This window comes from Gilliamella sp. B3367, assembly GCF_026536825.1.
GTDB classification, from domain to species: domain Bacteria; phylum Pseudomonadota; class Gammaproteobacteria; order Enterobacterales; family Orbaceae; genus Gilliamella; species Gilliamella apicola_E.
Genome location: NZ_JAFNNJ010000001.1, coordinates 353,301 through 380,041 on the forward strand (window position 1 = coordinate 353,301; position 26,741 = coordinate 380,041).

The 26,741-nt window shown below is 35.0% G+C and carries 18 protein-coding genes and 5 tRNA genes; 16 read left to right on the forward strand and 7 right to left on the reverse strand.

The genetic code is table 11. The features are described 5' to 3' along the window. Positions 1 to 9 precede the first annotated feature (9 nt). Together nlpI and J3U23_RS01555 are read left to right on the forward strand one after the other, a co-directional pair. Positions 10 to 861, forward strand: coding sequence for a lipoprotein NlpI (gene nlpI / locus J3U23_RS01550; protein ID WP_065734300.1), 852 nt, complete (start codon positions 10 to 12; stop codon positions 859 to 861). A 352-nt stretch (positions 862 to 1,213) separates the two neighbouring features. Continuing rightward, the gene (locus tag J3U23_RS01555; protein ID WP_081299458.1) at positions 1,214 to 2,974 is read left to right on the forward strand and encodes a DEAD/DEAH family ATP-dependent RNA helicase; all 1,761 of its coding nucleotides are present in this window, start codon (positions 1,214 to 1,216) and stop codon (positions 2,972 to 2,974) included. Positions 2,975 to 3,003: 29 nt separating this feature from the next. Here the strand turns inward: J3U23_RS01555 and J3U23_RS01560 are convergent, their stop codons facing one another. Further along, complete coding sequence (locus tag J3U23_RS01560; protein WP_267338252.1) at positions 3,004 to 4,401, reverse strand: MFS transporter; 1,398 nt, start codon at positions 4,399 to 4,401, stop codon at positions 3,004 to 3,006. A gap of 146 nt (positions 4,402 to 4,547) precedes the next feature. On the opposite strand from J3U23_RS01560, the gene J3U23_RS01565 reads away from it, so the two are divergent. The 3 genes from J3U23_RS01565 to recB are packed head-to-tail and all read left to right on the forward strand — an operon-like array spanning position 4,548 to position 8,747. Continuing rightward, positions 4,548 to 4,844 carry a YfcZ/YiiS family protein gene (locus tag J3U23_RS01565; protein ID WP_065562196.1) on the forward strand — a complete coding sequence of 99 codons (297 nt, stop codon included), beginning with the start codon at positions 4,548 to 4,550 and terminating at the stop codon, positions 4,842 to 4,844. Positions 4,845 to 4,869: 25 nt separating this feature from the next. Further along, the gene (sixA, locus tag J3U23_RS01570; RefSeq protein WP_218058379.1) at positions 4,870 to 5,313 is read left to right on the forward strand and encodes a phosphohistidine phosphatase SixA; all 444 of its coding nucleotides are present in this window, start codon (positions 4,870 to 4,872) and stop codon (positions 5,311 to 5,313) included. Next, positions 5,292 to 8,747 carry an exodeoxyribonuclease V subunit beta gene (recB, locus tag J3U23_RS01575; RefSeq protein WP_267338253.1) on the forward strand — a complete coding sequence of 1,152 codons (3,456 nt, stop codon included), beginning with the start codon at positions 5,292 to 5,294 and terminating at the stop codon, positions 8,745 to 8,747. The genes sixA and recB overlap by 22 nt, the downstream gene beginning before the upstream one ends. A 52-nt stretch (positions 8,748 to 8,799) precedes the next feature. Here recB and J3U23_RS01580 read toward each other — a convergent pair whose 3' ends face one another. From J3U23_RS01580 to J3U23_RS01590, 3 genes are all read right to left on the reverse strand, one after another. Then, positions 8,800 to 11,898: a beta-galactosidase gene (locus J3U23_RS01580; protein ID WP_416380115.1), complete on the reverse strand. Its 3,099-nt coding sequence runs from the start codon at positions 11,896 to 11,898 to the stop codon at positions 8,800 to 8,802. 202 nt (positions 11,899 to 12,100) lie between these two features. Beyond that, complete coding sequence (locus J3U23_RS01585) at positions 12,101 to 13,105, reverse strand: substrate-binding domain-containing protein (RefSeq protein ID WP_065734305.1); 1,005 nt, start codon at positions 13,103 to 13,105, stop codon at positions 12,101 to 12,103. A gap of 330 nt (positions 13,106 to 13,435) precedes the next feature. Then, positions 13,436 to 15,553, reverse strand: a complete 2,118-nt coding sequence (locus tag J3U23_RS01590) for an alpha-galactosidase (RefSeq protein WP_267338255.1) — start codon at positions 15,551 to 15,553, stop codon at positions 13,436 to 13,438. Positions 15,554 to 15,779: 226 nt separating this feature from the next. On the opposite strand from J3U23_RS01590, the gene J3U23_RS01595 reads away from it, so the two are divergent. The 7 genes from J3U23_RS01595 to J3U23_RS01625 all read left to right on the forward strand — a co-directional run bounded on the left by J3U23_RS01595 (position 15,780) and on the right by J3U23_RS01625 (position 18,149). Beyond that, positions 15,780 to 16,388 (forward strand): TIGR04211 family SH3 domain-containing protein, encoded by a 609-nt coding sequence (locus J3U23_RS01595; protein ID WP_267336779.1) that lies wholly within the window; start codon positions 15,780 to 15,782, stop codon positions 16,386 to 16,388. Next, entirely contained in the window at positions 16,389 to 17,480 is a 1,092-nt protein-coding gene (locus J3U23_RS01600; RefSeq protein ID WP_065734308.1) for a hypothetical protein, read from the forward strand. Between the two features lie 117 nt (positions 17,481 to 17,597). Further along, positions 17,598 to 17,674 (forward strand) — tRNA-Met (locus J3U23_RS01605). Between the two features lie 37 nt (positions 17,675 to 17,711). Beyond that, positions 17,712 to 17,796: transfer RNA gene (locus J3U23_RS01610), tRNA-Leu, on the forward strand. 25 nt (positions 17,797 to 17,821) lie between these two features. Beyond that, a tRNA-Gln gene (locus J3U23_RS01615) sits at positions 17,822 to 17,896 on the forward strand. A gap of 71 nt (positions 17,897 to 17,967) precedes the next feature. Further along, positions 17,968 to 18,052: transfer RNA gene (locus J3U23_RS01620), tRNA-Leu, on the forward strand. A 22-nt stretch (positions 18,053 to 18,074) separates the two neighbouring features. Further along, positions 18,075 to 18,149 (forward strand) — tRNA-Gln (locus J3U23_RS01625). A 115-nt stretch (positions 18,150 to 18,264) separates the two neighbouring features. Here J3U23_RS01625 and J3U23_RS01630 read toward each other — a convergent pair. The 3 genes from J3U23_RS01630 to J3U23_RS01640 all read right to left on the reverse strand — a co-directional run bounded on the left by J3U23_RS01630 (position 18,265) and on the right by J3U23_RS01640 (position 21,710). Beyond that, positions 18,265 to 19,674, reverse strand: a complete 1,410-nt coding sequence (locus J3U23_RS01630) for a hypothetical protein (protein ID WP_141677476.1) — start codon at positions 19,672 to 19,674, stop codon at positions 18,265 to 18,267. Positions 19,675 to 19,965: 291 nt separating this feature from the next. Beyond that, a complete protein-coding gene (locus J3U23_RS01635) occupies positions 19,966 to 20,766 on the reverse strand; it encodes a YdgH/BhsA/McbA-like domain containing protein (protein ID WP_065734310.1) in 801 nt (266 codons plus the stop codon). A 317-nt stretch (positions 20,767 to 21,083) separates the two neighbouring features. Next, positions 21,084 to 21,710: an NUDIX hydrolase gene (locus J3U23_RS01640; protein WP_065562186.1), complete on the reverse strand. Its 627-nt coding sequence runs from the start codon at positions 21,708 to 21,710 to the stop codon at positions 21,084 to 21,086. Between the two features lie 107 nt (positions 21,711 to 21,817). Between J3U23_RS01640 and J3U23_RS01645 the strand changes: the two genes are divergently transcribed. From J3U23_RS01645 to J3U23_RS01660, 4 genes are all read left to right on the forward strand, one after another. Then, complete coding sequence (locus J3U23_RS01645) at positions 21,818 to 24,289, forward strand: class I adenylate cyclase (protein WP_267338256.1); 2,472 nt, start codon at positions 21,818 to 21,820, stop codon at positions 24,287 to 24,289. A gap of 201 nt (positions 24,290 to 24,490) precedes the next feature. Next, positions 24,491 to 25,063, forward strand: coding sequence for an RNA polymerase sigma factor RpoE (rpoE, locus tag J3U23_RS01650; RefSeq protein ID WP_065562184.1), 573 nt, complete (start codon positions 24,491 to 24,493; stop codon positions 25,061 to 25,063). A gap of 47 nt (positions 25,064 to 25,110) precedes the next feature. Then, a complete protein-coding gene (locus J3U23_RS01655; protein WP_065562183.1) occupies positions 25,111 to 25,668 on the forward strand; it encodes an RseA family anti-sigma factor in 558 nt (185 codons plus the stop codon). A 99-nt stretch (positions 25,669 to 25,767) separates the two neighbouring features. Further along, positions 25,768 to 26,664, forward strand: coding sequence for a MucB/RseB C-terminal domain-containing protein (locus tag J3U23_RS01660; protein ID WP_065734314.1), 897 nt, complete (start codon positions 25,768 to 25,770; stop codon positions 26,662 to 26,664). Positions 26,665 to 26,741 lie beyond the last annotated feature (77 nt).

The window sequence follows — 26,741 nt, forward strand, 5'->3', positions numbered from 1 at the left end:
AGTTAAAAAATGAGATTATTCAACCTGAGGATGTTGTGCTGTATTCTTGCAGTCATTATTTTGTCAGGTTGTTCAAATTCTCAGCCGTTACTTGTTGCTCCTGAGCAAGTTACCTATGACGATGAATTGAAAATAGCGCAAATTAGTCAGCAGTTATCAAGTCGCGATCTTGATACCCCATCTAGGATGCAGCTTATTTTTGAACGAGGAATTATTTACGATTCATTAGGTTTTAAAGCATTTGCACAAAGTGATTTTAACCATCTTTTAAGCTTTAACCCAGAAATTCCAGATGTATATAATTTTCTGGGTACTTATGCGTTAAGAGACGGTGATTTCGATAATGCGATGATGGCGTTTAATACAACATTAGAGCTGGATTCTTCTTATGCTTATGCCTATTTTAATCGTGCAGTAACTCTGTATCGTACAGGGCATTATCAAGCTGCAAAGCTTGATGCAGAAAAATTTTATAAATATGATGTCAATGAGCCTATTCGAATTTTATGGCTTTATTTGATTGAAAAAGAAATAGATAAACAAGCTGCCTTAACTCAGCTACAAAAACGTTACGATCTTATTAACGATAAATCGAGTTATGGCAGTAATATCATTGCATTTTATTTAGGTAAGATAAGCGAATCTAAATTAATGCAAAACCTTCAACAAGGTGTTGAAAATGATCGGCAATTAGCCGAGCGCCTTTGTGAAGCTTACTTTTATTTAGGTAAATATTACCAAAGTAAAGGTAACAATGAGCGTGCCAAAATGTTATTTAAATATGCTTTAGCAAATAATATTTATAACTTTGTTGAACATCAACAGGCGCTCTATGAAATTAAGTTACTTGACGAAAAGTAACAAGGGTCATGCCAGTTTAAAAGTGAAAATATTGTTATAGCGTAGTTCTGATTTGCCCAAAATATATTCTCGATTCTTTACATGTTTCTTATCAATTGTATTTTTTCAAATATCAATTGCATTAGAATAAATGGCTATTTGATTGAGTAAGTATTGGTTGTTAGTTATTGGGGTGAGTTGTAAATTTTCAATTTAGTGAGCTGGCATAAATTTATATAGGCTTCTTTATTTTGGTATAGTCATAATTTGTGATGTATGCAGTAATCCTCATGAATTATCTTGATTAATAACGATCAAATGTAATCCTAACCAAATATTAAGCGTATATAGGCAAATTTATAAGCGAGTTTACATGACAAAAGAAATATCTTTTATTGACCTTGGTTTATCTGAGGAAATCCTTAATGCATTAAATGATCTTGGTTTTACGAAACCATCACCAATCCAAGCTGAATGTATTCCCTTACTCTTAGAGGGTAATGATGTATTAGGTATGGCTCAAACAGGTAGTGGTAAGACTGCAGCCTTTTCAATACCTTTTTTAATGAATATTGATGCTAATTTGAAAGCGCCACAATTATTGGTTTTAGCACCAACACGTGAGCTAGCTATTCAAGTTGCTGATGCTTGTGCTGAGTATTCTAAATATGTAAAAGGGGTTAAAGTATTAGCTCTTTATGGTGGTCAACGTTATGATGTGCAATTGCGTGCATTAAAACAAGGCCCTCAAATTGTTGTGGGGACACCTGGTCGTTTATTAGATCATTTAAACCGTAAGACTTTAGATCTTTCTAATCTTAAAGGTTTAGTATTAGATGAAGCTGATGAAATGCTAAGAATGGGCTTTATTGATGATGTTGAAAGCATTATGGCTTCAATTCCAGAAGATCATCAAACGGCGCTGTTTTCAGCAACTATGCCAGCCCCAATTCGTCGTATTACTAAACGTTTTATGCATAATCCAAAAGAAGTGCAAATCAAAGGGACTAATCAAACGGCTCCCGATATTGATCAAAGCTATTGGTTAGTACGCGGTATGCGTAAGAATGAAGCAATTGTGCGCTTCTTAGAAGCTGAAGATTTTGATGCTGCGATTGTTTTTGTGCGTACTAAAACTGCAACTTTAGAAGTAGCAGAAGTATTAGAAAAACATGGTTATAGTTGTGCAGCCTTAAATGGTGATATGACGCAACAACTACGAGAACAAACACTCGATCGTTTACGTAATGGTCGGTTAGATATTTTAATTGCAACCGATGTTGCAGCACGTGGGTTAGATGTTGAGCGTATTAGTTTAGTAATTAACTATGATATTACACTTGATTCTGAATCGTACGTTCATCGTATCGGACGAACTGGACGCGCTGGACGAGCAGGGCGAGCGATTTTGTTTGTGGATAGTCGTGAGCGTCGTTTGCTTAAAAATATTGAGCAAACTATCAAGAAACCCATTCCGGAAGTGGCACTACCATCTAAAGAATTGCTTGAAAAACGTCGTTTGGCTAAATTTACTCAGCAAGTTCAACAACAACTTGAGAGTGCGGATTTAGATCAGTATCAATCGTTATTAACTCAAATCCAAGCTGATAGTGGTGCAGATCTTGAAACGATTGCAACTGCACTGTTACGTTTAGCACAAAGTGATCGTCCGTTAATTCTTCCTCCTGATCCGGTCTTTAAACCAACAAGAGAGTATCGTGATGGTCGAAGTGGTGAGCGTCGTTTACGAGGCGATAATCGTGAGTCTCCAAAACGTCGTGAGCGTCGAGATGTTGGCGAGATGGATATGTACCGTATTGAAATTGGTAAAGAAAACGGTGTTGAAGTGCGCCATATTGTTGGTGCAATTGCCAATGAAGCTGATATTAGTAGTCGCTATATTGGTAATATCAAACTTTACGAGACTTATTCAACAGTAGAATTACCAAAAGGTATGCCTAAAGATATCCTTAAGCACTTTGAGCGCGTTAGAGTGCTAAATCAACCGATGAAAATGAGTTTAGTTACAGGTAAACCATCTGAAGCTAAGCGTGGAAGTAGAAGTAGTAAACCTGAGTCTAAGGATAAAGGTTTTGCGAAAAAACGGGGTCGCCCATCAGCACCTAAGTTTTAGGACTTTAATTCATCTTAAACCTCTGCATCTTATGGCAGAGGTTTTTTTTCATTTAAATTGTTGCCAGCATTTTTGGGTAACGTGATAAAATCAATCATCGCCAATAAAGTCATTCCTGCCACCATAAATAATGCTAACCGAAAATCTTCAACCATTATCTGATTATGTCCATTATAGCTTGACGCAATAAATAGAAATAAGGCACTTAAAACAATGCCTAGCACGTTGTTTAGTTGTTGAAAAAGGGTTGATAAAATATTAGCGCTTTGCATTTCGTTTTTTTCAATTTCTGAAAAACTTAAGGTTGTTATTGTAGTAAATTGGATCGAACGTGCACCACCAGAAAAGAATAGAACCAATATAATCCAAATGATTGGTGTTTTTGGCGTGAAGAGCGCACACAATACAAAACTAAATGACAATAATAGACCATTAACGATTAGAATTTTACGAAACCCAAACTTGTGAATTAAAGTTGTATTAATGGTTTTGAAAATGATATTTCCTGCGAATAGTGAAAGTAATAAGGAACCAGCTGTTAATGGTGACCATCCAAAACCGACTTGAAACATTAGTGGTAAAATAAATGGAGCACTGTTTAAACCCATCCGTATTAGTGAACCTCCAAAGAAGGTCATTCTAAATGTGCGTTTTGAAAATGCGTATAGGCTAATTAATGGGTATTGTGTATGCGTGAGATGATAATAGGCGAAGATTAATATTAGGCAACCTGCAAAGGAAGTGCCGAGAGCTAGCCATAAACGACTATTTGAGTGGGAAACCATTTCAAGTCCATACACAAACAATAATAAGCCTAAGCCACAAGCGATAAATCCAACAATATTAAATGAGCGTTTTTCAGGTAGTTCTTTAGGTAATAGGTGATGAGCGAAAAATAATGCAATAAAGCCTAATGGAATATTGAGGATAAATATCCAATGCCAAGTGAGATATTGGGCAAAGAATCCACCAATAATTGGTCCCATCAATGGTGCAATTAAACCTGGCCAAACGAGAATTGATATTGTGCTAACAAGATGCTGTTTTTCAGTTCGACTTAGTACTACTGTTCTACCTACTGGCACCATTAATGATCCCCCTAAACCTTGAATCAATCTTGCGATAGTAAACATGGTTAGGTTAGTCGATAAAGCACACAATATTGATGCCAACATAAATAATATAATTGAAATCGAGAAGACACGATAAGCTGTAAATCGATTTGCGATCCAGCCACTCGCGGGAAGGCCAATTGTAAGTGCTAACATATAGGCGCTAATACCGATAGATAAATCTTGTGGATTAGTTAAAAATGATTTCGCCATTGCGGGAATTGCTGTGGTTATCACCGTAGCGTCTAGATTTTCCATGAAGAAGGTTGCCGCTACTAAAATAGCCATTTTACGAACGTGATTATACTGTTCCATAATATTACAAATTAATTCAAAAATATAAAAATTAGGAACTAATATACGCTAAAAATTTTTGCCGTGGTAAAGCTTTTTTACATTTTGCCCTTGGTGTTTATTCAGAGTATACTAATACCAATTCAATTGGTGAACAGAGGTATAGGATGACAGATTCTCTAAATAAATGTAAAGCTAATGAAACACCAGCTTGTTGTTGTGTTGATGTCGGCACAATTATTGATAATGAAGATTGTAGTGCAGAATATGAAAATATTTTCACAACTGAATCAGAAGCAAAAGCAAAATTAGCCTCTTTGACACAAGCAGCTAAAGATGTTGAAACAGAACCTTGCGAAATCAATAGCAGCATCGATAAAGTAGAAAATGGCTATAAATTGACAGCTAAATTTACTTTCTGTTGTGGTGCAGAATGTATGATCTTCCAATTAAAATTACGTTAATCCCTGTTTTATGAAGATTTGTATTATGAGGCATGGTGAAGCAGGTTTTTCTGCTTCATCTGATGCAAGTCGATCATTGACTGATTTTGGTAGAAAACAAGCCAGTTTGGCTGGTATATGGCTTAATCAGCAAGATTTCAAATTTGATTTAGGGTTAGTTAGTCCTTATCTAAGAGCACAACAAACTTTCTCTGAATTGTCTTCATACTGCCACATACCTAAAGTTGAAACTGATAATTTTTTGGTGCCAGGTGGAAGTCCTTCCCATATTGCCGATTTATTAATGACACTTCCCGCTCGAGGGATCGAGAATGTAATTATTGTTTCCCATCTTCCTTTAGTTGGTTATTTGGTTAATGAATTATGTCCAGATGTTTCACCACCAATGTTTCCTACAGCTGCTATTGCTTGTGTTGAACTATCATCCAATGCGGCAGGAAAGTTAGAATGGTTTCATGTAGTGGAATAAAAAAACTTAATCTTTTTGATTTACCGTTAACAGGTCGAACGCTGATCGAAGCGTCGGCTGGGACTGGTAAAACCTATTCGCTCGCATTCATTTATCTCCGGTTATTACTTGGGATTGGTAAAAATAACTATCCTACACCGCTAGAGGTTAATCAAATTTTAGTTGTGACTTTTACAAAAGCTGCAACTCAAGAACTTAGATCGCGAATAAGACAAAATATCCAAGAACTGCGTTTAGGACTTTTACAAGGTCGTCATGAAGATCCTATCTATCAACAGCTAATTGATTTAGTTGAAGATACAGATGATGCTATACAAAGACTAACTCAAGCTCAACAATCAATGGATGATGCAGCGATTTATACTATCCATGGTTTTTGTCAACGCATTTTAACTAGCCATGCTTTTGAATCTGGGGTACTGTTTGAGCAGACGCTAATTACTGATGAGCAAGACCTAAAGTTACAAGTTGTCCAAGATTTTTGGCGTCACTATTTTGTTCCGCTTGATAGAGCGTTAGTTTATTTAATTCTTGATTATTGGCAAGATCCAAAATCGTTATTATCAGATATTAATCCTTATTTAAATTTTGAATTTGATCAATCGCAAGAAGAGAATTTTGACATTACTAAAAAGATCGAGCAGTTTTATCGAAAACATCTTGAGCAGATCGAATTAGTTAAAAAACTGTGGTTAGATTCTGTTGCAGATCTTCCTGAAATCATTGCTCGATCAGGAGTTAATAAACAATCTTATAATAACCGCTTTTTACCGAATTGGTTTGCTAAAGTGACTGCTTGGGCCCAATTACCCACCCAATCATTCAAAATACCTAGTGAATTAACTAAATTTAGCCAATCGATTTTAATTGAAAAAACTAAGCAAGATAAAGATCCTCCTGTTCATGTTGTTTTTGAAAAGATCGATCGGTTATGCAATAGTGCTATTGATTTACGTAGCGAAATTTTAATGGATATCGTTAGCGTCATTCAAAAAGGTATTTATGCGCAAAAAGTTAAACTTGGTAAGATAAGTTTTGACGATTTATTAAGCCAGTTAAATTGCGCTTTACGAGCTAGAAATGGAAAGCGATTAGCACAAAGTATTGCGCAAAAATATTGCGTGGCTCTGATTGATGAATTTCAAGATACTGATCCTGTGCAATATAAAATCTTTGATCGTATCTATGGTCGTTATCCTGAATCAACCGGTTTACTGTTTATTGGTGATCCGAAGCAAGCTATTTATAGTTTTCGTGGTGCGGATATTTTTACTTATCTAAAAGCGAAATTATCAACCGGTGATAATAATTTTACTATGCAGGTTAATCATCGCTCCTCATCGTCTATGGTTGATGCAGTCAATGCACTATTTAGCAATCATGATAATCCTTTTATTTTTGAAAATATTTCTTTTTTTCCAATGGAAAGTGCTGAAAGAAATCAGCATAAAGGATTGATCATCAATCAACGTGAAGTTAATGCGTTAACAGCCTATTTATTACCTGATGAAGTTACCACAAAAACAGATTATCAAGAACATATTGCTAGCTGTTGCGCTAAGCAAATTGTGACTTGGTTGACAGATCCAACAATTTTGATAAAGGATAAAGATGAGCATCGTTCAATCACCACTGCTGATATTGCGATTTTAGTCCGAACTGGGCGCGAAGCCGAAATCATCCAACAAAAATTGGCTGCTTTTGGGGTTAAAAGCGTTTATTTATCCAATCGCAATAGCGTATTCCTATCTAAAGAAGCACAAGAGATTCTTTATCTATTACAAGCTGTTTTAATGCCCGAAAATGAAGCGGCTTTGCGTTTAGCTTTAATGACGACCCTATTAGGGCAAACAATGGCCGAGCTGGAGCAAATTATCGATGATCAAGATAAATGGGAAGGGTTGATAGAGGAGTTCAAACAGTACCAGATTATTTGGCAATATTATGGTGTATTAGTAATGTTGCGGCGGATGATGAAAAAGCGTAAGTTAGCTGAAAATATCCTAGCTAGCCCAAATGGTGAGCGTACATTAACTAACTTTATGCATTTAGGCGAATTGTTGCAAGAAGCCGCTGATGAACTAGATAGCCCACATGCTTTGGTTCGTTGGTTATCTAGGCAAATTGTCAGCCCTGACTCTAATATAGAAAATCATGAACAACGCTTAGAAAGCGATGAAAATTTAGTAAAAATTATTACGATCCATAAATCAAAAGGTTTAGAGTTTCCTATTGTATGGTTACCATTTGCTGCCCAATTTCGTAATTCAGATAGTCAGTTTTATCATGATAAAAATAATGATTATCAACCCACTTATGCTTGGTTATTAACCGATGATGTCAAACAACAAATTGAAGATGAACGTTTAGCTGAAGATCTACGATTACTTTATGTGGCGATGACGCGCTCAATCTATCATTGTAGTGTTGGCTTAGCATCATTGAAAAAGAGTCAATCAGCAATTGATTATTTATTAAAAGGCCAATTACGCTCGATTGGTAAATTTGCTGATTTGGTTGAACTACAATTACCTATATTGGGGGAGCAGTATAATGCCACAGAAGCTCCTAATATGTTACTGGCTGCTAATGAATTTAAACGTAAATTATCTAATAGTTGGCGAGTGACAAGCTATACCGAGTTACAAAAACATAACAATGGTTTTAATTTAGCTAGTGATTGGAGTGAGAGTCGTGTACCGCCAGATGCTTCTTTATTATCTGAGGTGCAATATGACATTCATCATTTCCCCAAAGGTGCTTATGTTGGTACATTGTTACATTCCATTATGGAAAATTTAACGCCAAGTAATGCCGATGAATTATGTACAACTACGATTAAAAAATTGGGTTTAGATGAACCTTGGTTAAGGGTACTAAATGATTGGCTTCAACAAGTATTAACAACTAAGCTACATCAAGATTGTTCGACATTAGCCAGTATTTTAAATAGCAAATGCATTAATGAACTACAATTCTATTTTCCTATTCGCCATGCCGTGACTAGCTCGCAACTAGATAGTTTATGCAAACAATACGATGATTTATCTAAACAGTGTCCACCTTTAGATTTTGAAACGGTACAAGGCATGTTAAAGGGATTTATCGATTTAGTGTTTGAGTATCAAGGTAAATATTATATTGTTGACTATAAATCAAATTGGTTAGGTGATGGTATAGAGGCCTATACTGAGCAAGCATTAAATCAAGTAATGTGTGAGCATCGTTATGAATTGCAATATCAACTTTATTGTTTGGCGTTGCATCGATTTTTGCGAAGTCGTTTACCAGACTATCGATATGAAACTTATTTTGGCGGAGTTTACTATCTATTCTTACGTGGGCTTCCTGATAAAGGTATTTTTTACCACCTACCAAAACAAGAGTTTATTGAGAAACTTGATAAATTGTTTGATGGTGAGAATTTAACTTAAATAAAAAGGCACAAATAGTTGTGCCTTTAATTTTTTGAAGAAATTATGTAAATCAACATGTAAATTTTAGTTGATATCGATAATGTTTATCGGTTAGTAAATATTCACTGTGAACATTTGGTGTCCAAGAATCATCACCGCCTATTCCCATATGATAAGCATCAATACTGACATAGGCGTCTTGTTGTGGTTCTAATAAGTGTCTATGGCTTTTTTCCATCAACTGTTTTGTTCCATATTGATTGATGTTAAATTTAAATTGATGACCAGTAATCATCATCTCATTAAGTGTTAATTGTTTTACATCACAGCGTAGGCCGTTTTCACATGGATAAATGTAAGGTGTGTAAAGTTCAGAAAATGGTAATGACCAATCACCAAAAATCGCTGAAGTTTTTCGATCTGGATAATTTTCATGTGGTCCTAAGCCAAGCCATTTCACCTGTTTTGGTATCCCTTTTAATTGATACGTCAAACCTATACGAGCTGGTGCTGGCATGTCATTGGCAATGTCCACTTCAACTGAGATAGTTAAGATACCATCTAGATCAAACTGATGTACCCACTTACTTTGAATAACTTTGCGTTTTTTCACCGAGTAGCTGTGCAAAACTTCAATGATCACATAATTCTCAGTTTGTGATGCTCTTATTGCTAAACATTTGTGGCTTAAATCAAAGTAACCCGCCGCCTTCCACTGTTCGACCCATGCATATGGATTGTTATTACTGTCAAAGTCACCACTAATTCCAATATCATTATCGATTGGTGCTCGTATAAACTGATCTGCAATAGCGCTGGCTAATAATGGTTTTTTGTTTTTGCTCCATTGACTAAGTTGGCCAGTTTTTTTGTTGATTTGCCAACTTTGGTTCTTCCAATTAACAACAAATTCGTTTTTATTTTCAGTTAATTTTAGTGATGTTTTATTGTTACTAAATGCTAATTGTGGAATAAACCTATTGGTTAATTTAAATTGTTCCCAAGCCACAACGTGTTTTGCTGGAGACCAAGTAGTAGCTCTATTTTGGATGACTCTGAGTGATAAGTGTAAGTCTTCACCATCAAAGTTATTATCAATGTCATCTATAAGTTTGAGTTCAATAGGGTTATTAGGAGAAATAGTCAGTTTAACTTTACTACTCAGTTGGATTTTACCATCAACCAACAATTCCCATTCTAATGTTTCATTGCTAGTAGTATAGAATAAATACTCACTCTTTACTTCAATAACTAATGGTTTTTGGTTTACAAGTTTAAATTGGAAAGGTTGTTGTACTTTTTTAGCTTCAATTAAACTTGGGTGTGTTTGGCGATCAGGAAACACTAAACCGTCTAAACAAAATTGTCTGTCATGATATGCTTCACCAAAATCACCACCGTAAGCCCAATAACTTTCGCCAGATTTGGTATGGCAACGAATACCATGATCAGCCCATTCCCAAATAAATCCTCCTTGTAATCGAGGATATTGTCTAAAGGCTTGCCAATATTTATAGAATGCACCTAGACTGTTTCCCATTGCATGAGCATATTCACATAAAATGAGTGGTCGCTCTTCATCTGGCATGGATATCCATTTTTTTATCGCCCATTTAGGCACATTAGGATGAGGTTGATCTTGTTCAACTCGGGCATACATAGGGCAAATAATGTCAGTAGCTTTAGTATTGGCACCACCACCTTCATATTGTACTGGATGAGTTGGGTCATTGCTTTTTATCCATGAATATAGTGCATCATGATTTGCCCCGTGCCCTGATTCATTTCCTAATGACCAAATAATTATGGCAGGATGATTTCGGTCACGTTGAACCATGCGAGTTACTCGTTCACTATAAGCTGCTAACCAACGAGGATCGTCAGATAATCGAGACATTGGGAACATGCCGTGCGATTCAATATTGGCTTCATCAACTACGTATAGTCCAAATTCATCACAAAGTTCATACCAACGAGGATCGTTAGGGTAATGGCTGCAACGTACAGCGTTGAAGTTGTGCTGTTTAATTAACTTGATATCGTGCAACATGGCTTGTTCGGTAACAGCATAGCCCATATCAGGATAAAATTCGTGGCGGTTAGTTCCTTTAATAAGAAGTGGTTTACCGTTTAAACAGAGTTGCCCATGTTTGATTTCAACAGTTCGGAAACCAATATTATAAGCCTCTGATTCAATCAAGCCGGTTTTCTTATGATTTAAGCTAACAACTAGTCGGTAAAGATTTGGGGTTTCGGCACTCCACAATTGTGGTTTATTGACGGGGATATGGCATGTCATTCGGTCATTATATCCACCTTTTTCATCAACAAAAGATACTCCGATTGGTTGCGTTTGTTCAAGAATGAGTTTGTCTTTTTGCCATAACTCAATACCGACATTTAGCATGTCCATCTCACTGTCATGCTTTACGTTAACTTGCAATGTTAATATTGCATTTTGATAGCAAGCGTCAAGCTCCGTTTTAACATGAATATCACTCAAATGTGATTTTGGTTTGTTAAGTAGTGAAACTCCACGGAAAATACCACTTAATCGCCACATATCTTGATCTTCTAAATAACTACCATCACACCATTTCAATACTAATACAGCAATTCGATTTTCACCTTCTTTTAAAAAAGGCGTTAAATCAAATTCAGCAGCGATGCGACTGTCTTGTGAATAGCCAACCCAATTGCCGTTACACCAAAGATGAAATGCTGAGCTGACACCATCAAATATAATTCTTGTGTCCCCTTTATTTAACCATTTTTTATCAATTTTAAAATAGCGAGAATAGCAACCAGTTGGGTTATCTTCAGGAACAAATGGGGGATTATAAGGAAATGGATATCGGATATTAGTATAAACAGGTGCATCATAGCCATGTAATTGCCAATTTGATGGAACTGGAATAGTATTTTTATCTATTTCTTTTTTTAACCATGATACAGGTACTTGTTTAGGATTTTGATAATAACTAAAAAACCAGTCACCATTAAGTGAAATAATGGCACTTGAATCAGCATTATTTTTAGCACTTTGCTTGTTTCGCCAACTATGAAATTTTGGATGGGTATCAAGTTTGTTCATGCTTAATACAGATAGATTATTCCAATCTTGTCTGTTGATAATATCATCTAGGGACGGATTCATAAGCCTCTCCATTTGTTCAAGTATATCTGATAATGTCTAAAATCTTTTTTGACTTTTTAATTATAATGATTCAATTATTGAAAACAGTGATCAAGTTAACATTTGTGTAATCGAATACATTTTTATTTGATTGACTTTATTTTTATAATTTTAATTTTTTATGTATGCGATTACATTGGTAGGTATACTTTGATTAATTTATACTTTGTATCAATTATTCAATTGGATAGACTGAATACCGTTTAGAGAGGGTGGGCGTATATATATTAATTAAATTTGCTGAAGGTGATTCGCCTTTTGCCAAGCATAATGCCAGTTCCGCAGCTTGTTCAGCCATTGTATGAAGTGGGTAACGGATGGTGGTTAATTTTGGATGTAAATAGCGCGCAAGTAGCAAATCATCAAATCCAATAATGGAAATTTCTGCTGGAATTTTTATGTCGTTATCATATAACACTGACATTGCACCAGCGGCCATTGAGTCGTTATAACAGGCAATTGCGGTAATTTCTCGATTACGTTCCAATAGTGACATCATTGCTTGTTCTCCTCCTTCTTCATTAGGTGAGGAGAAGGCAATAAAGTTTTCATTAACATCAATATTGTGTTCAATTAATGCATCTTTATAGCCTTGTAACCGATCGGACGAGTCAGAAATTTCATGGTTAGAGCATAAATATCCAATTTTAGTATGTCCATGCTGGATTAAATGTTTTACGGCTAGATATGAACCATAACGGTCATCTAGAGCAATACAACGCTTTTCAAAACCTTTCAATAGCCGATTGATTAATACCATCCCTGGCACTTGCTCCATTAATTTTATCAATCTGCTATCGGGTAACATTTTTGCATGAACGACTAGTGATGAGCAGCGATGCTCTATTAAGTGAGTTATTGCATTATATTCTTGTTGTTCATTATGGTAACCATTACCAATTAGCAAAAAATGTCCTGTTTTGGATGCAACTTTTTCTACCGTGCTAACCATAGCGCCAAAAAATGGATCGGATACGTCAGCCACAACAATTCCAATAGTATTAGAGTTTTGTTGTGATAATGCACGAGCATTAGCATCAGGATAATAACTTAATTTTTCCATGGCTTTTTTTACGGTTTCGCGTGTGGTATCACTAACGTTTTCGGCGTTGTTAATCACTCGCGAGACTGTCGCAACAGAAACTTTAGCTAAATGTGCAACATCTTTTATTGTCGCCATAAAAAAAACCTTTTAAATTATTACCGTAACTTTTTTAAAGTTTATTATTAGTTTGGTGTTGGTATCAAGTTAAGTAGAACTGTTAATAACTAAGCCAAAAATGATTCATAATGAAGTTATGAAATATTACAGAATACGTTCTTACTTATCTTAAATAGCTGATACAGATATCTGCTCACTTTTATGACTTAATGTATGATAATAAAGCAAAATTTTGGCTTTGCCAACAAAGTATTGACGCCTGAATCGTTTCAGTTGTAATTTATTAATAAGGGGAATGATTAATTGACTAAATTCCCCTCAAATTAGTTAAATTTTAACCAGTTCGTGCTATTTTGCCGTAACTTTTATTAACATTGCGGTAGCAGGATCGAGTACAGGTAATGGTAAGCCGATATTCATTAACCAATCTCCTGACAGTGTGGTATCTGTTGTCATCCATTTTGGAAATGATTTCATGGCGTGACCATTTACTTTCGGATCAATGTGATCAGGTAGATCTAGAATTTCGATTTTGTATTGCTTATCAGCTAATAATCCAACTAAGCGTAAGTTACCACTTAATGCATAAGTCGGTAATGCCAATTGCGCTATAATAAATGCTGCTTCTTTTTTATCCTGACTGACCACACCATAGCTTTGCATAGCTGCGCTATCATCAACATCTAAACGAACACTATTACCACTATGCAATAATGGGCGTAGCTGTTTATGTAAACGGATATAATGAGTAAAACCTTTTTGTTCTTCTGCCGATTCTTTCACTGGATCGAGCTCAACACCCATATGTCCAAATAATGCTGTTAAACCTCGTAAATTCATATCTAATTCACGATAGGTGGTGTGACAAGTTTTGCCACCGATATGAGCACCCATTACCTCAGGTGGGAAGAAGTAGCTCATACCTCGTTGTATGATTTGTCTATCTAATGCATCATTTGAATCTGAGGCCCAAAAACGTTGAGTACGTTTTAACACTTCAAAATCTATACGACCACCACCAGAAGAACATGATTCAATTTCAACATTAGGATATTTTTCTTGCAGAATATCCATTAAACGATAAACCGCATTAGTTTGTCCAACTACAGCTGGGTGACCTTCGTGGCCTGCCTGAACAATTTCTCTATTCATATCCCATTTAATATAGTCAATATCATAACTACTGAGTAACCAATTTAATCTTTCGAGTAGATAATCAAATACCGCTGGATTTTGTAAATCAAGTAAGTATTGATGACGGCCTTCAGGTTGATTGTAGCCAGGTAATTCAAGTAACCAATCAGGATGTGCTCGATAAAGATCAGAGTTTTTACTGATCATTTCTGGCTCAACCCAGATACCAAATTCCATTCCTTGTTTTTTTACATGTTTGATAACTGGTTCAAGTCCTTTTGGATATTTGCGTTTATCTAAATACCAATCGCCTAATGCTTGATAATCATCATCACGTTTGCCAAACCAACCATCATCAATGATAAAACGTTCAACACCCAGTTGTGCTGCTTTTGTCGCCATTTTCATGATGTAATCTGGGTTGTGATCGAAGAAGATTCCTTCCCAAGTATTAAGATGGACAGGACGAGGTTTATCGCTTGCGAAATGAATAATATTTTGGCGTAAAAATTGATGGAAATGCTGGCTCATCTTATTTAAGCCTTCATTACTATAGGTTGCATAAAGCCAAGGAGTACTTAAAGTTTCACCTTTAGCTAATGATATTTCTCCAGCAAGATAAAGCGCTTCGGCTTGGATGAAGCGCTTACCATTACTTTTCACTGCAACTTGGATACGATGATTACCACTCCAACCTAAATGGATACCCCAAACTTCACCAGTTTGTTCTTTAAATCCATCGGTACCAACTACCATACCCGGAAAGTATTCGTGTGAAGTACGACCACGGCGGTTTTCTTGCAGGTATCCACAATGTTCGATTTTTGTTCTGTGAGGGAAGAACTCTTTAATCCAACGACCACTAAATGCCATTAATTCTTGTGCACGTTCAGGAATTGGTAATGTTACAGATAAACGGTTGACTTGATATGGTTCTTTACCTAGATTAGTCAGACTATTTTGACATTGTAATACACCGGTTTCGTCTAAAATCAGCTTACTAGTCAAACGAAGTTTTGCAATACTATCTTCACTAATTATAGTTATATCATTTTTTTTCTTGGTTACTTTTTTGGTAACAAAAACTGGTGACCAATCTTTACTATTTCGATGACCTTCTAGTCCTGGAGTGCTAAAGTTTCCTACTCCTTCCTCAGGACAAAGGGTGAACGGGACATCGATATCAATACGTGAATTGGGTACGGCAGGTATAAGCATATCGATATCATCAAGATTTACGTTTTGTAATCGTTTACCAAAATAGCAGAGTTCAGCATAAGGTTGGGTGCGTAAGATAATATCTATATCGCGGGTTCTAAGATGGCAATTCATATTCTCTCCAAAGGTTAATCACTTTTCCGATATAGAATAATAATAATTTTCATTAATTAATATGATTAATTTTTAATTTTGTGATTAAGATCTCAATTAATGTAATCGTTTCCATTTTATTTTTCTAAAATGGTTAATTAAGCAATTTTTATTGCAAATGGTTGTGCGAAAAGGCAGTATTTTGTGTTATTATGATTTTTAATCATGGGTGAAATTTTAAAATATTATGAAAAATATTATTACTTTATTTTCTTTAATTACGCTGGTTTTTAGTGTTGAAGCAGCAGATAAATATGTGACTGAAAATGTTGATATTTATCTTCGCCGCGGTCCAGGTTCTCAATATGCCTATTCGAATGCTGTTAAAGCAGGGGAAAAAGTTGCAGAACTAGAGAAAAGCGCTGACGGTAAATACACCCGGATACAACTTCCTAACGGTAGCTCGGCTTGGATTGAATCAAATAAACTAAAAGATCAACCTAGCCTTAAAGTACTTGTCCCAACGTTAGAGTCAAAACTTGCGGAATATAAAGATAAGGTTGATAACGCAGAGCAGTATAGACAAAATGCTATCAATGATTATTCCGAAAAATTAAAACAAGCCGAACAAACAATTGAAAGCCTACAAGCTAGAAATAAAGAATTAGAACAAATCAATAAATCACAAGACACTAAACTTGAATCAATGCTAAATCAAGTTGATGACAAGCGACGAGACCTTATTGTTACTTGGTTTACTTATGGTGGCTTAGTAGCTGGTGGTGGATTCCTATTAGGTTTAATTTTGCCAGCTATTATGCCGGGTCGCCGCAAAAAAGATCGCTGGATGCGCTAAATGAGCAAATTCTATCTTGTTGGCGGTTCTGTTCGAGATAGATTATTACATCTTCCTCTTGTTGATCGAGATTGGGTTGTAGTTGGTTCTACACCCGATGAGCTTTTAGCTCTAGGTTATCAACAAGTTGGTAAAGACTTCCCAGTCTTTTTACATCCCATAACAAAAGAAGAATATGCCTTAGCTCGAACCGAGCGAAAATCGGGTAAAGGCTATACTGGATTTATTTGTGACTTTAGTAAGGATATTACCTTAGAGCAAGATCTTATCCGCCGAGACCTGACTATTAATGCTATCGCCATGGATGAAGATGGTAATCTTGTCGATCCTTATCATGGTATTGATGATATCAAACTTAAATTATTGCGTCATGTTTCCCCTGCGTTTAGAGAAGATCCTTTACGAGTGTTACGAGTTGCTCGATTTGCTGCTCGTTATTATCATTTAGGTTTTAGAATCGCATCTGAAACACAAAAGTTAATGGAAGAAATGGTTTTAGCTGGAGAAATAAATACTCTTACTCCAGAGCGTGTTTGGAAAGAGACCGAGAAGGCATTAGCAAGTGCCGATCCACAAGTTTATTTTCAAGTGTTAAAACAATGTGGTGCTTTGGCGATATTATTTCCATCATTAATTCTTTCTAATACTGTTGCAGATGCATTAAAGAAATCTACTTTATTAACCGATGATTTAACGGTTCGTTTTGCAGTATTATTTGGTGAATTAGCAACTGAAGCAGAGAAACTTTGTTCACAAATTAAAGCACCAAATCAATATACAAAATTAGCGATAATGGTGCAGCAATACCGTCTTAAAGTTGAAAACGTGACACAATTAACAGCTGAACAAATTATTGATTTATTCAATCGAATAGATGTTTGGCGTAATCCTCATCATCTTAATCAATTAATTATTGCTAGCCAATCTTATGCTAAAACAGAATCATTTCCACAAGCAAAGTACCTAGAAAGGGCATATAAATTAGCTCATGGCGTTAATGTTCAAAATATTATTGCTGAAGGTTATAAAGGAAAGTTGATTCAAGATGAGTTACAAAAAAGGCGAATTGAAGCGTTATTAAACGGTATTTGATTGCATCTTAATCAATTGTCACTTTTTTTCAAAATATCTAAAAAAAAGGGTTGACGATTTGCCGTAACACAAGCATAATGCGCCTCGCAGTGTTGGTTATGACGTTGCGAATGAAATGGCTACGTAGCTCAGTTGGTTAGAGCACATCACTCATAATGATGGGGTCACAGGTTCGAATCCCGTCGTAGCCACCATTAAGATTAAGTTATACTTTAACCGAAAGTATATTATGCGGGTGTGGCGAAATTGGTAGACGCACCAGATTTAGGTTCTGGCGCCGCGAGGCGTGGGGGTTCAAGTCCCTTCACCCGCACCATTTAATCTTAATATCTATCCTTTATTGGGGTATAGCCAAGCGGTAAGGCAGCGGGTTTTGATCCCGCCACGCCCAGGTTCGAATCCTGGTACCCCAGCCATTCCAATCTGCAAATTTTGATATCTATTAACTAATCTGTTTTGCTTTTTACATTCTTAGTTATTCCTTTTCACGGGTATGGCGGAATTGGTAGACGCGCTAGATTCAGATTCTAGTTCCGAAAGGTGTGCGAGTTCAAATCTCACTACCCGTACCAGATATCTTTTCTCCTTTATAATTGGGGTATAGCCAAGCGGTAAGGCAGCGGGTTTTGATCCCGCCATGCCCAGGTTCGAATCCTGGTACCCCAGCCATTAAGACCTAACTTAATAGTTTAGTTTGCTGTCGAGAAATGAATTAATGTGCAGTCAAACTTAAAAGTAATAATCATCGCACTTTAATCTACAAGCGCAATGATTAGAACAATTATTATTTAAGTACACAGACGAAATATAATTCATTATTTTTTGGTTGCCACTCAATCGCTCCTATAGTCGTACCAACAGTATATTGGTTGGTAGCATCTCGTTCATCAGATGTCCAATATAGATGACCTTTAGGAAAATGGTTACCCGGGTAGGTGTGGTGATAAAGTTTTCCTTCGTTTGTTATATTACCCCATTCTCCTAGAAGGCTATTACCAATCCTACGATAATAGTGATTAGTTGTAATAGCCAAACAGTTATCAGAATTATTATCTGACTTACATGGGCCATTGGTTATAAGGTTTTGGTCGCTATTGGTCAAATCCTCAATAGTAGGAACAACATATTTACCATTGCAAACACTTGCGCTTTGGTTGTAATGGTAAACATCTTGGCTTGGCGATGTGAACCATTTCTTAATCGTAAACGTGTATATATCTTCGCCATCAGATTTTATGGTAAAGGTAGGATTTACATCCGTTGCTTCACCTGTCAATTTTACTTGAAGCCCTGTATTAATTAGATGACTATCTATATCGCCAACAGTAATTTGGTTTATTTCTATATTCACGCCTTTTGAACTATTTGATGATGTTATCGTCGATAAATCAAATGGTGCTCCAGCTATAAACATAAGGAATCGGGCTTGATCAAATCCCGTTGTTGGAAACCCACCAGAACTTACTTTATTGACGAAACCAGAATCAATAACGTGTTGATTAGCATCCCCCCAAGTTAAATAGACCCAATCACCAGTATAATCCCGATTTTCGAAGAGGAATGAATGCACAATTGATGGACGATTGGCACAAACAGTTGGTTTGATTGCATTGTAAATCAAAAAATCTTTTTTAGCTCCTGGATAAACTTTATAATTTGGAACACCATATTGCGTTACTAAAGCAATAGAGCCTGAAATTCTAATATAAGGACTCCAACCTAATCTTGCCAACTCACAAAAAGTTCTGTTTCTATCTGATTCAAGTAATAAATAGGATTTATTATCATAGCGATAGAACCAATCTATTTTAAATCCCCCATCGGGTGGGGTTATTTGAGTTATACTATCTCCATCATCATCAGCAACTAATTGACTGTCAACTGGATTAGACATGGAAAAAGGTATCATTGTACCGTCAAGACCATAATTAGATTTTAACGATGTCATTAATTGATTAGGTGTGGTGGCATTGGGATCAACTTGAGGGAAATTGATATTTTTTAGTTGACGATTTAGGTCATTGATTCCCGTAAAAACCTGAGATTGGAATTTTATCCCAAAATATTGGAAGTTTTGTTGATCATACTCTCGGGAACCATTAACACCAACCGCATCAGGATCGATAAAATATGGGCGATTGCCATTAATAGATTGTGCTGTGACTGCTACCAGTGCAAAAGCTAAATTACTCATTAAAAATATCGAACTTGTTAATAAAACAATAAACCTTATTGAAAATTGAGAAAACTTTTTAAATTTAAATCCTTTCAATAACATCATGTTACCTTACCTTTTAATTCTTAAATTTAATAGAAAGATACAATCATTACGTTTCAATTAAGTTGATACTTATTTCAATGTTAAAAATGTGGGAAAATTAATTTATTGATAAAGATATTTTTTATTACTGACATGCAAAAATTGAATAAAAACTATCCATGCGGAAAAAAGAGTTTTTACGCATGGACAGCCTTGAAAAAATGATTATCTATATAAATTTACATAAACAGTTTGCGCTGTTTCAGCACGGTTATTTGATATTTCTTTTACATAGTAGAAGTGTGCATCGTTAGCGATAGCATATTTTTGTGCTGCTGCGCTAACTTCGCTGGTATTATTAAATGTTCCATGGAAAACGATTGTTTTATATGGCTTCATGATTTTGAATGCTTCGCTCGTAATTTCATAAGCATCTTGGCCTGCGATTGCTTTAGAAATGATAAAGTCACGAACTGGCGCCTCTTTTTTGTATAATGCAACATCAACATCTTGTTCACGATTTTTTACATCATCAGCAATAATTGAGTAAACATAAAACGCATAGGCATCTTTTTCAGAAGCGATTTTACTCGCTGCATCTAAAATTTCAGAAGTGTTATTATAATCGCCTTTAAATTTTACGACTGCAAATGGTAAATAATAAAGGGCTTTTGAACGAGGATAAAGCACAACACCGTTGTGAGTAACTTCTTCTTTGCTTACCGCAATAGGTGCATTTGATTTATAAACATCGGCATAAACAATTGCACGATCAGTTGATGTGCCTGTAGAAGGTTGTTCAATACCAGTTATATGATAATATTTAGCACCAACTTCGTCTGCAGCTTTTGATATATCATCTGCTGCATTTTGTGCTTGTAAGTAGCTACCGGTTACAGAGATTTCTTTGAAGGGAATTAAGTTATTACTTTCTTCTGCTGTTAATGGTAAAGCCGCATAAATATTGGCAATAGGTAGAGATAATAGTAAAGCTAATGCAATAGATGATTTATTATAACGTTTCATAATAATGTCCTTTGTATTTATGTTATAAAAATAAAAAAACAATCTGTAACGCTTATTCTATGAGGGTATTGCATGAGAGTATGAAAACGAAAAACGCTCTCGGGATCTATCTTTTACTAATTCTTTCAAACAGCTAGATAAAACAATGTGGAAATTGTGGAAAAGAAAAATAACCGTTAAATAGTATATATCAATTAGAATATTTGTGTAGGTATCACTTTAAATTTTTGTAAAGAATATATTTTTAAGCATTTTATGCTAAAGAAATATTACGATATTAAATAATATTATTTTTGTAATAAATCATCATATTATAGCTAAGCATTTATATTTATGGTGCTTATAAAACAATTAATTATCTGTGCAGTTAATCCCCAAATGACATAATCACCATACTGATAAAAGTGTACATCATGTTGCGATTTCTTTTGCCAATTTGCTGTGCGATTTGGAACTAATTCAAAAGGGAAATTATCATCAGGTTTAAAGCCAACAAACATAGTTGCTTTTTTGGGGGAATGCTCAATAAACCATTCTAATGGAACCGTAAAAACCGACTCAACTTCATCATGATTAATTTGTAAATTATCCAATTTATCTACATGCTCAATTTTTGCAACAAAAGGATAAATTATCATGCCTAATGAGGCATAAAATTTAGGTAATTGTCCTAATAGGGTAATTTGATCAAGCGTAATACCCAACTCCTCGAAAGTTTCACGTTTGGCGGTATATTCAGGGCTGATATCCGATAACTCAACTCGTCCTCCAGGAAAACAAATATCCCCTGGTTGCCATTTAAGTTTTTTTGAACGTACCTGAAAAAGCAGGTGCAATTGGTTTTCAATAGTGATAATAGGGATTAACACGGCAGCTTTATTCATGAATTGAAATTGGTTTTTGGTATTTTTCAAAGATTGTGATATTTTTTCTAGGGTGATCATAATATTTATTTCATTTATTTGTAAATTTACATTCTTTTTACGCTATAATAGAAAATTATTGGAGAAATTGTTCGTCAATAGTACATCTGTTTCACCTGAATAATGCTATGCAATACGATATAAATAATATAAAAAAAGAACTTGATGATCTTGCAATACTAAAACACGAACGTGCTCAAAGTGGTATGTCTCTGGAATTTCAGTGTGTCTTTTCATTATTGCCAGTTCTTTTTCATTTTAACCATCCCAATCTGCCAGGTTATGCGGGCGAAGAGACTCCATTAGGTATTGCGTATTATCAACCATCCAATGAAATTGTTGAACAGTTAAAAAATGAGTTCAATTTCAGTGAGGTAAATAAAAAAAATCACGCCAATATTTCAGCATTATATTCAATGGGTAGCACATGTTCCATCGGGCAATCTACCTCATCAGATCTTGATATATGGATCTGTATCGAAAATAGTTTATCTGATGTTAAAAAGCAAGCATTAATAAAGAAATGCAGATTAATAGAAACTTGGGCTGAAGATCTCGGCATTAAACTTACTTTATTTGTTGTTGACGTCGATCGGTTTATTAACCAACATCATGAATGTCTAATGGGGGAAAACTGTGGATCTGCACAGCACATATTACTACTCGAAGAATTCTACCGTTCAGCCAACCTTTTAGCAGGTAAACGACTGTTATGGTTTGCGATTCCTTCTGATTTTACAGTCAATGACGTCACTTATCCAACCTATGAAAAATGTGTCCAGGCATTAGTTGTATCGAATATCATCAAACGCGAAGAATGGATTGATTTTGGACCTTTGACGGGTTTATCTGCTGAAGAGTACTTTGGTGCAAGTTTATGGCAACTGTATAAAAGTATCGATTCACCATTCAAAGCAGTATTAAAAACATTATTACTTGAAGCTTATTCTTCGATCTATCCAAAAAATAGGCCTATCGCGTTTGATATGCGTGAATTAATTCAAAAAGGAGAAATCCATTCCCATCACTATCTTGATTCATACTCGATGTTATTGGATAGGATCTCAAACTATTTAACAAAGATTAGAGATTTTCAACGACTGGAATTAGTTAGACATTGCTTTTATTTAAAAGTGAATGAAAAATTGTCACAAAAAGCTAATTCATCGTCATGGCGACGTGACATATTAAATGAATTTGTGCAAAATTGGGGGTGGCAACAATCATTATTGGAAAAATTAGATGCTAGTAAAACTTGGAAAATAGAACAAGTTCGTGAAATACACGAAATATTACTACATACTATGATGACGGGTTATCGAAATTTGCTCAATTTTGGCCGTCGTAACAATTTAGATTCATTGATTAGCCCACAAGATCTAGCAATACTGACTCGCAAATTATATGCCTCTTTTGAAGTTCTTCCTGGTAAAATCTCTACATTGAAATTAAATATTTCTGATAATTTACAGGAAGATGTTTTAACTTTTATCCATGTTAAAGAAGACCGGATTAACCGAGCTGGTTGGTATGTTTATAACCAAAAACCTAAACTCAATTCGATTGTTGGACATCAATATCTAGAATATAGTAAATACTTAGTCAAATTAGTTGGTTGGTGTTACTTTAATGGTTTGATTTCAGATTCAACTCAATTTTACTATTATGATGGTGATGACCGTGATAACAAAAAAATCACCAAACTGATTGAAGATCTGAAAAATTACTTTCCAATTGATGTTCCAACAGCAACAGAAGAACAATTATATGGTCCGTGTGAAATACGCCATTTAGCAATCATATTGAATTTAGAAAACGATCCAACGGTTAATTTAAAGTTAGAAGATGAAATCAGCACTAATGTTCTAAACTATGGTAAGCAAGAATTAAGTTTGGTTAGCTCAATTGATTTGCTTTATCGTAATTCATGGAATGAAATTCGGGTCTTGCATTTTAGTGGTACTTTGTGCGTGCTAGAAGCTATAAAAGCTTTACTCAATCGTATGCACAAAGATGCTGATTTACCTAATTCGGTCGAAATTTTTTGTTATAGTAACCAGCTAAGTAATGAAATTAAAAATCAAATGAAAAGGCTGATGTACAATTGTGTTGATTTGAGATTATCGACAACTAAAAATAATTCAACACAAGTTAAGCCATTGAGAATTGATGGGGCGTCTTGGTATCTATTCTTCGAACGGTTTGGCGTGTCATTCCATCAATTTGAAAATGCTATCGATTTTTATGGTGCAGTATCAAACAACAAAGTTCAAGGTAGACCGCTAAATATTTTAGATGAAAGTAATGAATTACCTAAAGAGATAGATAGCGTCGCTTATGAAGGTATTATTCAATTCTTTTTTGAAGATACCGCAAATGGATTTGATTTATACATTTTAAACGAGCATAATCAGATCGAAATTTACCGTAATTGTAACGGTACCAAAGAGAACATGGTCAAGGATATTAATGATTTTTATGTATTATCTGATGACCGCTTTACGTTTACCACCAGTAGCTCTGTTAATTTTAATTTACCGCAATTTTACCAAATTACATATAACGATGCTGGTGAACGCGAAATCTTCTTACTTAATTAATTTTGTTCAAAAAGTATATTAAAAAAAGTTGAGGAACGTACTTTTTTAGTATGCAACATGATAAAAAATAAAAGAATTAGCAATGAAAATGAAATTTCTATTAAAATAATGGGAACTTTTTTTAAATTTATGAATCTAACTGTTAGAGTGCACAATTTTGGGCCACACTAATAGTGATAATATAATGAGGGATGGCCTTTAATGGGGGAGCAAATAACAGACCAAGTTTTAGTAGATCGCGTTTTAAACGGAGATAAAAATGCGTTTAATTTACTTGTGGTACGTTATCAAAATAAGCTAGCTCATTTGGTATCACGTTATGTTTTACCTTCTGAAATACCTGATGTTGTGCAAGAAACTTTTATTAAAGCTTATCGTTCATTAAGCTCTTTTAAAGGTGAAAGTATTTTTTATACTTGGTTGTATCGAATCGCGGTTAATACTGCAAAGAATTACTTAACTTCGCAAGGCAGACGACCACCATCTTCGGATATTGATGCAAGTGAAGCGGAAAGTTACGAAGGTGCAGACTCATTAAGAGATGTCGATAACCCTGAAAGTTTAGTTCTTTCTAAAGAAGTTGAAAGAGTAGTATTTGAAGCAATTGAAGCATTACCTGATGATTTAAGAACCGCCATCACACTACGTGAAATTGATGGATTAAGTTATGAGGAAATAGCTGAAATTATGGGTACACCAGTCGGAACTGTGAGATCACGTATTTTTAGAGCACGTGATGCTATTGATGAAAAAATAAAACCATTAATTAGTTAGTGGTTTGAACAAATTAAAATAGGTAGCAAGAAATTAAGGTATCTACTATGCAAATAGAACAGAAGCAGCAACTTTCATTATTGATGGATGGTGAGTTTACAGACGATAACTTTGTTGATGTCGTTAGCCATGATGAAAGTTTGCAATCCTGCTGGCATCGCTATCATATCGCAAGAGAAGCAATGCGAGGAGAATTGCACGGTAGTTCATTAACATTAGATATTAGCAATCAAGTTGCTATGGCGATTGCGGATGATGATTTATACCCACAATTAACAGAGCAACCTTCTCAAGATGAGATTTCAATTCCTAAAGCTGAAAATCTATTTTGGGTGCGAATTAAAGATGTTGTGGCTAAAGTTAGCCAAGTTGGACTTGCTGCTTGTGTTACATTAGCAATTATTGCTGGTGTTCAATATCATCAAGGTCAATCGGACGATGCCAGTGGTGCTCCAACGCTTAATACTGTTCCTATGGGTGTTAATGTAGCTCCTGTTGGTGGAATACAACATAATGACAAGCAATTACTTGAAAAAAGACAATACGATAAAATTAGATTGCTCGTTCAAGATTATGAATTACAAAAAAGGTTAAATGCCCGTTAAATAAAAATGAATTTTCTATTTTCTTTAATAAAAATAAAGCTAAAACAGAGTAATAATTTTATTATTACTCTGTTTTTTATATTGTTTTCTGCCTCAACCATGGCAACAGAAACAAATGAAGCGTTAAATTTATTAAATAAAATGAGTAAAGCGGTGCAAATCAATGATTATCAAATTCATTTTGTATCACAAGATAGAGAACAATTTGGCTCAACTTTTGAATATAATCACTTAGGCGCAGCTAAAAAAGAAAATATTAATGCGCAATTGCTTTATCTTGAAGGTCCAGCAAAAGAGATTATCTTGCATAACAACACCACCAGTTATTTTCAACCTGATAGCCCTTCATTTTCGATTGCTAGTTCTCGCATAACAGAGGCATTTCCTGATGTAATTTATAATGACTTTAATTCATTAGCGAATATTTATGATTTTATTTTATTAGGTAAAACTAGAACGGCAAATCGTGGTGCTCAATTAGTTAAAATAATTGCAAAAGACAAAGATCGCTATAGCTATGTTATATGGATCGATGATGAGACTTTCTTACCATTACGAATAGACTTAATTGATGATGATAATGACATTGTTAATCAATTAAAAGTTGTTGATATCGATGTTGATTTCGATGTTAAAAAATTCAAAAATTATATTGATAATCGAACTTACCCAATTTTATTATCAATTGAAAAACAGAATAATTTACTTGATGCTTGGCGCTTAGCATGGTTGCCAAAAGGATTTAAAGAAATAGCGGCGTATAATGTCAATTTTTATAGTTCTGATATTGCAACTAAATTGTTTTCTGATGGCGTATTTTCTTTTACAGTGAATGTCTCTTTAGAGCAAGCAAGTCAACCTAATCAACTTATTCAGCAGGGCGGAAGAACAATATTCTCAACTAATCTGGGTAACAAAAATATTATTATTATTGGTAATTTACCTGAAGGGACAATTGAAAGAATTGCCCAAAATATTGTTGAGAAATCGCCGTAAACCTCTCGATAACACTATGCTTACTGACCATTAATGTGTAGAATGTTTGCTTCTATTTTCGTGATTATTTGACTTGT